Below are 10,761 nucleotides of genomic sequence, written 5' to 3' on the forward strand. Positions count from 1 at the left end.
CAGCCCGCAAGTCGCAGCGCGCGGGGCGGGCCATCTGCTGATCGCCAAATCCAGCGACGGCACGGTGACGCGCACCGGCGTTCACGCGCTGGACGACCAGGAACGGCGCGAAGAAATCGCCCGCATGCTCTCCGGCGCGGAAATCACCGCCGAAGCCCGCGCCCAGGCGGATAGGCTGCTCGAAACGCTGTAGAAGCAGATTACGGCCGCGCGTCCCGACGGAAATGGCCATCGCGCAGGAAATGCACGACCTGATCAACCACCGGGCGAGTGTAGATCATCGCCGTATGGGCGACGGGCAAGGTCAAGTGATCAGCCTGTCCGGCCAGATGGGTGGCCGCGACGCTGACCTTGCCATCATTCGCGGCGCGAAACACAAGGCCGGGAAGCCAGGCCTGCATCGGCCGGTCACCGGCAATGATGCCCAAGGGATAATCGACGGTGCCAAAGGCGTGCTCGACGGTAGCCTGCCGCCGCGTGCGCAATGCGTCCCCAGCGCGATGCAGGATGGGACCATGAAGGCGCAGCCGATAGAGAAGATCGGCGATCTCGCTGCCGCCATTGGGTGTCCCTAACATCACGACGCGGCCGAGATTGGGCGGGCGATGGCGCGCGAGATAAGCGCGCAGCACAAGGCCGCCCATTGAGTGGCCGACGCAATGGACCGGGCCAGCTTGCGCCTTGGCAAAGGGCGCGATCCGCGAATGGACATGCTCAACGATGCGATCGATCGGCCAACGCCACGAGGGGTAGCCGATATTGCACACGGCAAAACCCGCGCGACGCAGACGACGGGCGAGCAGCGCAGTCTGGACCGGATGGCCACCAAAGCCGTGCAGCAATATGATCGCTTCGGGCGATGACGCGGACTGGGCCATGCTGTCGTTCCATATTAGCGCGAGCAGTATAAGAAAAAGGCGACCCTCGCAGGTCGCCCTTTCCGTCGCACATCTAAGCGCGGCTACTTCGTGCCTTCGGCTGCCTTGGCCCTGCCACCCTTCTTGCCCTTTTTGGGGGCCGCCGGGGTGATCTCGAAGGCAAGCGCCTCGTCCTTCATATGGACATGGACTTCGCCGCCATGGACCAGCTTGCCGAACAGCAGTTCCTCGGCCAGCGGCTGCTTGACCTTTTCCTGCATCAGGCGGCCCATCGGGCGCGCACCATAGAGCTTGTCATAGCCCTTCTTGGTGAGCCAGGCCTTGGCCTCTTCGTCCAGCGTGATGTGGACGTCGCGGTCGGCCAGTTGCAGTTCGAGTTGCAGCACGAACTTGTCGATGACGCGGGCGACCACTTCGGGCGGCAGATAGCCGAACGGCACGATCGCATCGAGGCGGTTGCGGAATTCAGGCGTGAAGAGCTTCTTTACCGCATCCTCCTGCACATCCTCGCGCGTCAGTTCGCCAAAGCCGATGCTTTCCTTCGCCATGTCCGACGCACCGGCATTGGTGGTCATGATGAGGATGGTGTTGCGGAAATCGACGGTCTTGCCGTGATGGTCGGTCAGGCGGCCATTATCCATCACCTGCAACAATATGTTGAACAGGTCGGGATGCGCCTTTTCGATTTCATCGAGCAGCAGGACGCTATGCGGCTGCTGGTCCACGGCATCGGTCAGCAAGCCGCCCTGGTCATAGCCGACATAGCCCGGAGGCGCACCGATCAGGCGGCTGACCGAATGACGTTCCATATATTCCGACATGTCGAACCGCTGCAGCGGGATGCCGAGCAACGTCGCCAGCTGGCGCGCAACTTCCGTCTTGCCGACGCCGGTAGGGCCAGAGAAGAGATAGTTGCCGATCGGCTTGTCGGGATCGCGCAGGCCCGCCCGCGACAGCTTGATCGCCGACGACAGCGTCTCGATCGCCTTGTCCTGGCCGAACACCACGCGCTTCAAATCGGTGGTCAGGCTTTCCAGCACGCTCTTGTCGTCGGACGACACGGTCTTGGGCGGAATGCGCGCCATGGTTGCGATGACCTGCTCGATCTCCTTGGGCGTGATCACCTTCTTGCGCTTGGACGGCACCACCAGCATCTGCATCGCGCCGACCTCGTCGATCACGTCGATCGCCTTGTCCGGCAGCTTGCGGTCGTTGATATAGCGCGCCGACAATTCCACCGCCGCCTTGATCGCGTCGGGGGTATATTTGACGTGATGATGATCCTCGAATGCGGAGCGCAGCCCTGCGAGGATCTTGATCGTATCCTCGATCGTCGGTTCGTTGACGTCGATCTTCTGGAAGCGCCGGAGCAGCGCCCGGTCCTTCTCGAAATGGTTGCGGAATTCCTTGTAGGTGGTCGACCCGATGCAGCGGATCGTCCCGCCCGACAAAGCGGGCTTGAGCAAGTTCGATGCGTCCATCGCCCCGCCGCTGGTCGCGCCAGCGCCGATGACGGTGTGGATCTCATCGATGAACAGCACCGCGTGGGGCAGCTTTTCCAGCTCGGTGACGACCGCCTTCAACCGTTCCTCGAAATCGCCGCGATAGCGTGTGCCGGCCAGCAGCGCGCCCATGTCGAGCGAATAGATGACCGCTTCCTTCAACACGTCGGGCACTTCGCCCTCGACGATCTTGCGCGCCAGCCCTTCGGCGATCGCGGTCTTGCCGACGCCGGGATCGCCGACATAAAGCGGGTTGTTCTTCGAGCGGCGGCACAGGATCTGGATCGTCCGGTCCACCTCCGACGCGCGGCCGATCAGCGGATCGACCTTGCCGCGTTCCGCTTTCTCATTGAGGTTGACGGTGAACTGATCGAGGGCGCTGTCCTTCTTTCCCTTGCCGTCCTGCACCTTCTTTTCCTCCTCGGCTGCCCCCTTGGTCTCCTGACGCTCGGGCGCGGGCGTGCCCTTGCCGACGCCATGGCTGATGAAGCTCACGGCATCGAGGCGGCTCATATCCTGCTGCTGCAGGAAATAGACGGCATAGCTTTCGCGTTCGGAAAAGAGCGCGACGAGGACATTGGCGCCCGTCACTTCATCCTTGCCGGAGGATTGCACATGGAGGATGGCGCGCTGGACCACGCGCTGGAAGCCGCTGGTGGGGGAGGGGTCGCTTGCCCCTTCGACCTTGAGGCTGTCGAGTTCGGTGTCGAGATATTGGGTGACCGCGTCGCCCAGTTCGCCGACTTCCACGCCGCACGCCTGCATCACCTTTGACGCATGTTCGTCATCAATCAGTGCCAGGAGGAGATGCTCCAGCGTGGCATATTCATGTTTGCGCTCCGATGCGTGGGTCAACGCATTGTGCAGCGTGGTTTCCAGAGCGGGCGCGAATGAAGGCATATCTACTCTACTCCTGACCCCAATGAAGGGTGATGGTGAACCCTATGTCGGCATTGCTCGACGGCGGATCAAGGCGCAGCGCCCGATCGCCGGAATTGCCAGACTGTCCATGCCCTAATATGCCCTTGAACGGGGCGCTTGGGGCTTGACGTGGGGTCATCGATTAAATAGCGCCTCGGCACTTGCCTTATGGTTAACGGCGCTTTGCATTTTTGCTTTGGTGCGGGCAATTTCCGCTTCCAGGGCGGATATGCGGGCTTCCAGTTCAATCACGGACAGGGGGCCTAGATCCTGTTGGATAAGCCGGGTCAGAAGATCGTCGCCCTTGCGGGGGAGGTCGTCATCCATGTCCATGGTTGCCAATGTTGACCCTGTTGCTCACGGTGTCAATATGGACGGATGCTGGATGAGGCAATTTTGATGCATCGCAGCATCGGCGGTATTAGGGGGAATCTATGGCGGACGTTGAGGCCTTGCCCAAGGAGATGATGGCGATAGGTATCGCCGCGCCCGGTGGTCCCGACGCGCTGGTGCCGATGCGCCGCCCCTTGCCCGTCCCCGGCGATGACGAGGTGCTGATCCGGGTCGCCGCCGCCGGCGTCAACCGGCCCGACGTGCTGCAACGACAGGGCAAATATCCGCCGCCGCTCGGCGCTTCGGACATTCCGGGGCTGGAAGTCTCCGGCACGATCGTCGCGGCGGGGCGCAGTTCGGACATGCTGGTCGGACAGCGCGTATGCGCCCTGCTGGCGGGCGGGGGCTATGCGCAATATGCGGTGGCACCCGCGGGCCAATGCCTGCCGGTCCCGGCCGACTATGACATGGTGGAGGCAGCGGCGCTGCCCGAAACCCTCTTCACCGTATGGACCAACCTGTTCGAGCGCGCCTATGCGGTCGGCGGCGACACGGTGCTGGTCCATGGCGGCACCAGCGGTATCGGCACGATGGCGATCCGCCTGTGCAACCTGTTCGACGTCAAGGTCATCGTGACCTGCGGGTCGGACGAGAAATGCGCTCAGGCCAAGGGCTGGGGCGCGGACGAAGCGATCAACTACCGCACCCAGGATTATGTCGCGGAGGTCCAGCGCCTCACCGGCGGGCAGGGGGTGCAGGCCGTGCTGGACATGGTCGGCGGCGACTATGTGCCGCGCAACCTCGAATGCCTGGCCGAAGACGGACGCCATGTGTCGATCGCGACGCTGGGCGGCGCGAAGGCCAGCATCTTCATCCCGACCATCATGCAAAAGCGGCTGACCCTCACCGGCTCGACCCTGCGCGCCCGCTCGGTCGGCTTCAAGAGCCTGGTTGCCGACGAACTGGTCCGCAACGTCTGGCCCTTCGTCGACGAAGGCAAGCTTCGCCCGGCCATGGACCAACGCTTCGCCCTGACGGACGCGGCGAAGGCCCATGCGCGGATGGACGCGGGCGAACATTTCGGGAAGATCGTGCTGGTGGTGTGAGGGGATGAATTGAAGCGGTCCTGCCTCACCCACCGTCATCCTGACGAAAGTCAGTATCCATTGGCTCTCCGTTTATGTTTCGGCACGACATGCCTTCTCCCCGTCATCCCCGCGAAGGCGGGGATCCATCTCCCACCATTTCCCACAGAATAGAGGTTGGCAGATGGGTTCCCGCCTTCGCGGGAATGACGGCGTAAAATGAACGTGCAGCGATCATTCAGTCGCATCTACTAAGCCAAAACCCCCGTAAAACGTAGCATTTCCGTCATATTCGGTGCGGACTTGTAACAATGGCGCGCTAAGGACTCGGTCCCAAGGATACAAGTCTTTGGGGATCGTATCATGAACGCCATTACGCGCTTGCCCTTCCTGGGTGAGATGGAACAGGGTTCCGACACCCCGTTCCACATCCCGGAGCGGGAGGGGCAGCGTCGCCGCTTTCGGACCATCTGGATTTCGGACATTCACCTCGGCACGCGCGGCTGCAACGCCAAGATGCTGATCGATTTCCTCGACAACGTCGATAGCGACACCATCTATCTGGTCGGTGACATCATCGATGGCTGGCGGTTGAAGCGGCGCTTCTACTGGCCGCAGACGCATAATGACGTGGTGTGGCGGCTGATGAAGCGCGCTAAGCGCGGCACGCGGGTCGTCTACATCCCCGGCAATCATGACGAAATGTTCCGCCAGTTCACCGGCATGAGCTTTGGCGGGGTCGAAATCCGGCGCAAGGCGATCCACCAGACCGCCGATGGGCGCAAGCTGCTGGTGCTGCATGGTGACGAGTTCGACACGATCATGCTCGCGCATCGCTGGCTCGCCTTCGTCGGTGACGCCGCCTACACGACGCTGATGCGCCTCAATGTGGTGGTTAATGCGGTGCGGCAGCGCATGGGCCTGCCCTATTGGTCGCTCAGCAAGATGGCCAAGCATAAGGTCAAGAATGCCGTGTCCTTCATTTCCCGTTTCGAGGAAGTGGTGGCCCACGAAGCCGGGTCGCGCGGCGTCGACGGCGTCGTGTGCGGCCATATCCACAATGCCGAAATGCGCGAAATCGACGGCATAGAATATTATAATGACGGCGACTGGGTGGAAGGCTGCACCGCGCTGGTCGAACATGATGACGGACAGATGCAGGTGCTGCACTGGGCCGACGAGATTGCGAAGCGCACCGCCGCAGAGGGCGTGCAGCCATCGGCGCGGATGGCGGCCTAAGGGGGCAGGGGACATGCGGATAGCGATCGTCACCGATGCCTGGACCCCGCAGGTCAATGGCGTCGTCCGCACGCTCCAGACGATCCAGGTCGAACTGGAACAGATGGGGCATGAGATCATGGTGATCTCGCCCGATCTCTACGGTTCCATTCCCTGTCCGACCTATCCCGAAATACGCCTCGCGCTGGTGCGTCCCGCCGTCGTGGGCCAGGCGATCGCCGCCTTCCGCCCCGATGCGGTGCATCTGGCGACCGAAGGGCCGCTCTGCGTCGCGGCGCGGCGCTGGTGCCTGCGCAGCGCTGTGCCGTTCACCACCGCCTATCACACCCATTTCCCCGATTATGTCGCCCAGCGCACTGGGCTGCCGGCGGCCTGGTTCTGGCGCTATATCCGCTGGTTCCACGGCCCGGCGCAGGCGGTGCTGGTTTCCACCAAGTCGGTGCGCGATCAGTTGCGCGCGCATGGCGTCGCCAATGTGCGCCCGTGGGGCCGGGGGGTGGACCTCACCGCCTTCACCCCCGACGCGGTGCCGCCCGCCCTGTTCGCGGACCTGCCCCGTCCGATCCAGCTCTATGTCGGCCGGGTCGCGGTGGAAAAGAATATCGAGGCCTTCCTCGCGACCGACCATCCCGGCACCAAGGTCATCGTCGGCGATGGTCCCACCCGCGCGGCGCTCGAACGCGCCTATCCGCAGGCGCGCTTCCTGGGCGCGCTGTTCGGCGCGGACCTCGCCGGGGCCTATGCGGGCGCGGACGTCTTTGTCTTTCCCAGCCGCACTGACACATTCGGCCTGGTGATGATCGAGGCGCTGGCCTGCGGCACGCCGGTCGCGGGCTATCCCGTCACCGGGCCGATCGATATCGTCACGCCCGAAACCGGCGCGCTGTCCGACGATCTGGGCACCGCCATCGCGCAGGCCCTGCCGTGCGACCGCGCGGCCTGCGCCGCTTATGGCCGCAGTTTCAGCTGGGAACGCAGCGCGCAGGAATTTCTCTCTGGCCTGCACGCCATAGACCCGCTGTTGATCGACAGCGCCGCCTGACGCTTTTCCTTGCCGAACGGGGCGGGATGGACTATCTGCCAACGGTCGCGGCCGCCCTGCTTGGGCGGCCCTTATCGTTTTTACGTGCCGGAGAAGCCCCGTGTCCCAGCCTCTTATGCCCCACGCGACCGCCAGTTGGCTGATCGACAATAGCGCTCTGAGCTTTGACCAGATCGCCGAATTTTGCGGGCTGCACATCCTCGAAGTGCAGGCGATCGCCGATGACACCGCCAGCATCAAATATACCGGCCGCGATCCCGTCCGCGCCCATGAAATCACGATGGAAGAAATCCACAAGGGCGAACAGAACCCCGATTATCGCCTCAAGATGCTCAAGGGGCCAGAGCCGGTGCGCCGGACCAAGGGGCCGCGCTACACCCCGGTCAGCAAGCGGCAGGACAAGCCCGATGGCATCGCCTGGATCTTGCGCAACCACCCCGAAATCTCGGACGGCGCGATCGGCAAGCTGATCGGCACCACCCGCACCACCATCGCCGCGATCCGCGACCGCACCCACTGGAACATCTCCAACATCACGCCCAAGGATCCGGTGACGCTGGGCCTGTGTTCGCAACGTGAACTCGACGCGCTGGTGGCCAAGGCGGCGAAGAAGCTCGGCATCGAAGCGCCGACCGATTCGCGCCTGGATGGCGACCGCGAAGCGCTGATCGAAGAGCTGCGCCGTGAACGGAAGGACGCGTTGCAGCGCGCCGAAGACGCGCTCAAGAGCGAGACGGACCTGATTTCGAGCGTCGCCACGATCATCGATCCGTTCAGCAACAACAAGGGCGAGGTGTGATGCCGTAGCGTCACGCGGCGACCTCAGCAGGTCGTTGCAATGCAGCATTTTTTCAGGGCCGCGCCGGGCTTTCGGCGCGGCCCTTTTTGCTGTGCTTGACGCTTGCGTAAAGCGGGCGATGGCCATACACTTTGGGCCATGGAGAACATAGAAAAGCTCTGGAGAGAGAATTACCGCCACCCCGCTTTGTGGGACCAGACCTTCCCGCCATTATCGATGGGGGACATGGTCACCGACAGCGCGCTGGCCCATCCCGACGCCATCATGATTGATTTCATGGGCCGAAAATTCACCTATGCGGAGGTGTTCGGCCAGATCAAGCGCATCGCCTGCGGCCTGCAGGCGATGGGGGTCAAGAAGGGCGACCGGGTCGGCCTGTATCTGCCCAACACGCCTCATTATGTTGCGGCCTATTATGGCGCGCTGATGGCCGGCGCGATCGTCGTCAACTTCTCCCCGCTCTACACCGCCGCCGAACTCGAACATCAGGTCGAAGATAGCGGAACCAAGATCCTCTTCACTTTGTCGGCCAAAGCGCTGCTGCCGACCGCGCTCAAGGTGCTGGACCATAGCAGCCTCGAAAAGCTGGTGGTCGGTTCGGTCGCCGAAATGCTCTCGCCGTTCAAATCGCTGCTGTTCCGCTGGTTCAAGGCAGCGGAGACGGCCACCCTGCCGCATGATCCCCGCGTGCTGCGCTATGACAAGCTCATCGCCAATCCGGGTGCCTGCACCGTGGCGGACATCAACCCGGAGCAGGACATCGCCCTGCTGCAATATACCGGCGGCACGACCGGCACGCCCAAGGGCGCGATGCTGACGCACCAGAATCTGACCGCCAATGCGCGCCAGGCGCAGGTGATCGACCCGCACGCCAACGAGCCGGATCGCATCATCGCAGTGCTGCCCTTTTTCCATGTCTTCGCCAATACCTGTACCTTGAACCGTACAGTGCTGAACGGCGGCGAGATGGTGATGCTGCCGCGCTTCGACGCGGCGCAGGTGCTGGCCGCCGTACAAAGGGTCAAGGCGACCTCGCTGCCCGGCGTGCCGACCATGTTCCAGGCGCTGCTCGATCATCCCGCGATCCGCAACATCGACTTCTCCTCGCTGCGCGCCTGTATTTCGGGCGGCGCGCCGCTGCCGCTGGAAGTGCGGCAACGCTTCGAGGAAGCCACCGGGGCCAAGCTGATCGAAGGCTATGGCCTCACCGAAACCAGTCCGATTGTCTGCACCAACCCCTATGAAGGGCTGAACAAGACCGGCACGGTCGGCCAGCCCGTGCCGGGCACGCGGGTCAAGATCGTCGATCGCGAAGACCCGACCAAGCCGCCGCCGCCGGGCGAGCCGGGCGAATTGCTGTTCGCCGGGCCGCAGGTGATGAAAGGCTATTGGAACCGCCCCGATGCGGACGCCGAAGTGTTCATGGGGGACTTCATCCGCACCGGCGATGTCGGCGAAATCGACGAGGACGGCTATGTCCGCATCGTTGACCGGCTAAAGGACATGATCTCGGTCGGCGGGTTCAAGGTTTTCCCCAGCCAGGTGGAATCGGTCCTCTATCACCACCCCGCGGTCAAGGAGGCGCTGGTGATCGGCGTGCCAGACCATTATCGCGGCGAACAGCCCAAGGCCTTCGTCACCCTCAATGACGGGTTCGATATCGATGACGAAGCGCTCAAGGCCTGGCTCAACCCGCAACTGGGCAAGCATGAGCGGGTGAAGGCCGTCGAAGTGCGGCTGACACTGCCCAAGACGCTGGTGGGCAAATTGTCGCGCAAGGAACTGGTTGCCGAAGAACGGGCGAAGGCGGCTGAATTGGCGACTGGAAGCGGCGCCTGACCCTTCCTATCTATGGCATCGAACATGGATAGGAATGACGATATGACGCAGGAAGTCGCAACGCTGGCCGGTGGATGCTTCTGGTGTACCGAGGCGGTGTACCAGAATTTGAAGGGCGTCAGTGGCGTCGAAAGCGGCTATATCGGCGGCGCGCGCCCGAACCCGACCTATGAACAGGTTTGTTCGGGAACAACCGGCCATGCCGAAGCGATCCGCATCAGCTTCGACCCTTCGGTCATCAGCTATGCCGACCTGCTGGATATCTTCTTCGCCACGCACAATCCGACGACGCTGAACCGCCAGGGCAATGATGTCGGCACCCAATATCGCTCCGCCATCTTCCCCCATTCGCCGCAGCAGGCCGAGGAGGCGCGCGCCGCCATCGACCGCGCCCAGGCCGATCAGACCGACCCGATCGTCACCACGATCGAGGAGGATGCGCCCTGGTATCCGGCGGAGGATTATCATCAGAAATATTGGGAGCGGGTCGGCGAGAGCAATCCCTATTGCGTGGCGGTGATCCCGCCCAAGCTCGCCAAGCTGCGCAAGGGTTTCGCCGAGCGCATCGAAGCGTAATCGGCTCGCGACGGTTCATTGCGCTTTGCTTCGTCCTTAGGCTGCGGTTAATGTGCGCTATGCCATGTCGGCGGCGAAACAAATCGGGGGCTGAAAGATGACGAAGCTATTATGGATCGCCGCGCCGCTGATGCTGGTCGGTTTGACCGGCTGCGTGGCAAAGGCCGCGCTGGACGTCGTGACCCTGCCCGTGCGCGCTGGCGCGCAGGCCGCGGACTGGGCCACGACCAGCCAGGACGAATCCGACCGCAACTACGGCCGCAAGATGCGCGAACAGGAAGCCCGCGAAGGCAAGGCGCGCAAGAAAGCCGACAAGGAACGGCGCAAAAAATGCCGCGAGGCCGGCTACGATAATTGCGGGTAGTGTCAGCAGACCTATAGGTCGCGTTACCCGACCTGTGTCGGGGAATAACGCCCATGGGCCTTTATGTTTGCGCGCTGGTACAGTACGAACGACTCCCCTCCCCGGCGGGGAGGGGTCGGGGGAGGGGGAGCGAGGCGAAGCCGAGCGTCCACGCTGGCGGCGGCGCACCCCCACACAACCTCC

General features: G+C 63.1%; 10 protein-coding genes and 1 pseudogene. 8 read left to right on the forward strand and 3 right to left on the reverse strand.

Annotated features, from left to right (window positions below):
• A pseudogene (locus tag IL54_RS16110) lies at positions 1–193 on the forward strand (DNA repair protein RecN); the annotation flags it as partial.
• Between the two features lie 7 nt (positions 194–200).
• Here the strand turns inward: IL54_RS16110 and IL54_RS16115 are convergent.
• From IL54_RS16115 to IL54_RS16125, 3 genes are all read right to left on the reverse strand, one after another.
• Complete coding sequence (locus IL54_RS16115; RefSeq protein WP_037476877.1) at positions 201–878, reverse strand: esterase/lipase family protein; 678 nt, start codon at positions 876–878, stop codon at positions 201–203.
• An 83-nt stretch (positions 879–961) separates the two neighbouring features.
• Positions 962–3,280: an ATP-dependent Clp protease ATP-binding subunit ClpA gene (gene clpA, locus IL54_RS16120; protein WP_037476879.1), complete on the reverse strand. Its 2,319-nt coding sequence runs from the start codon at positions 3,278–3,280 to the stop codon at positions 962–964.
• Between the two features lie 156 nt (positions 3,281–3,436).
• A complete protein-coding gene (locus IL54_RS16125) occupies positions 3,437–3,634 on the reverse strand; it encodes a DUF1192 domain-containing protein (protein WP_037476881.1) in 198 nt (65 codons plus the stop codon).
• Between the two features lie 101 nt (positions 3,635–3,735).
• Between IL54_RS16125 and IL54_RS16130 the strand changes: the two genes are divergently transcribed.
• From IL54_RS16130 to IL54_RS16160, 7 genes are all read left to right on the forward strand, one after another.
• Entirely contained in the window at positions 3,736–4,740 is a 1,005-nt protein-coding gene (locus IL54_RS16130) for an NAD(P)H-quinone oxidoreductase (RefSeq protein ID WP_037476883.1), read from the forward strand.
• 342 nt (positions 4,741–5,082) lie between these two features.
• Complete coding sequence (locus IL54_RS16135; protein ID WP_037476885.1) at positions 5,083–5,958, forward strand: UDP-2,3-diacylglucosamine diphosphatase; 876 nt, start codon at positions 5,083–5,085, stop codon at positions 5,956–5,958.
• 13 nt (positions 5,959–5,971) lie between these two features.
• Complete coding sequence (locus IL54_RS16140; RefSeq protein ID WP_037476887.1) at positions 5,972–7,000, forward strand: glycosyltransferase family 4 protein; 1,029 nt, start codon at positions 5,972–5,974, stop codon at positions 6,998–7,000.
• Positions 7,001–7,115: 115 nt separating this feature from the next.
• On the forward strand, positions 7,116–7,799 hold the full coding sequence (locus tag IL54_RS16145) for a DUF1013 domain-containing protein (RefSeq protein WP_037476890.1): 684 nt from the start codon (positions 7,116–7,118) through the stop codon (positions 7,797–7,799).
• A gap of 138 nt (positions 7,800–7,937) precedes the next feature.
• The gene (locus tag IL54_RS16150) at positions 7,938–9,638 is read left to right on the forward strand and encodes a long-chain-fatty-acid--CoA ligase (RefSeq protein ID WP_037476892.1); all 1,701 of its coding nucleotides are present in this window, start codon (positions 7,938–7,940) and stop codon (positions 9,636–9,638) included.
• Between the two features lie 42 nt (positions 9,639–9,680).
• Positions 9,681–10,214, forward strand: a complete 534-nt coding sequence (gene msrA, locus IL54_RS16155) for a peptide-methionine (S)-S-oxide reductase MsrA (RefSeq protein ID WP_037478931.1) — start codon at positions 9,681–9,683, stop codon at positions 10,212–10,214.
• 97 nt (positions 10,215–10,311) lie between these two features.
• Entirely contained in the window at positions 10,312–10,578 is a 267-nt protein-coding gene (locus IL54_RS16160; protein WP_037476894.1) for a hypothetical protein, read from the forward strand.
• Positions 10,579–10,761: the final 183 nt, after the last annotated feature.

Source organism: Sphingobium sp. ba1, from assembly GCF_000743655.1.
GTDB lineage: Bacteria > Pseudomonadota > Alphaproteobacteria > Sphingomonadales > Sphingomonadaceae > Sphingobium.

Coding starts and splice junctions, on each gene's coding strand:
- IL54_RS16115 (WP_037476877.1), bottom strand. CDS start 878: ATGGCCCAGTCCGCGTCATCGCCCGAAGCGATCATATTGCTGCACGGC.
- clpA (WP_037476879.1), bottom strand. CDS start 3,280: ATGCCTTCATTCGCGCCCGCTCTGGAAACCACGCTGCACAATGCGTTG.
- IL54_RS16125 (WP_037476881.1), bottom strand. CDS start 3,634: ATGGACATGGATGACGACCTCCCCCGCAAGGGCGACGATCTTCTGACC.
- IL54_RS16130 (WP_037476883.1), top strand. CDS start 3,736: ATGGCGGACGTTGAGGCCTTGCCCAAGGAGATGATGGCGATAGGTATC.
- IL54_RS16135 (WP_037476885.1), top strand. CDS start 5,083: ATGAACGCCATTACGCGCTTGCCCTTCCTGGGTGAGATGGAACAGGGT.
- IL54_RS16140 (WP_037476887.1), top strand. CDS start 5,972: ATGCGGATAGCGATCGTCACCGATGCCTGGACCCCGCAGGTCAATGGC.
- IL54_RS16145 (WP_037476890.1), top strand. CDS start 7,116: ATGCCCCACGCGACCGCCAGTTGGCTGATCGACAATAGCGCTCTGAGC.
- IL54_RS16150 (WP_037476892.1), top strand. CDS start 7,938: ATGGAGAACATAGAAAAGCTCTGGAGAGAGAATTACCGCCACCCCGCT.
- msrA (WP_037478931.1), top strand. CDS start 9,681: ATGACGCAGGAAGTCGCAACGCTGGCCGGTGGATGCTTCTGGTGTACC.
- IL54_RS16160 (WP_037476894.1), top strand. CDS start 10,312: ATGACGAAGCTATTATGGATCGCCGCGCCGCTGATGCTGGTCGGTTTG.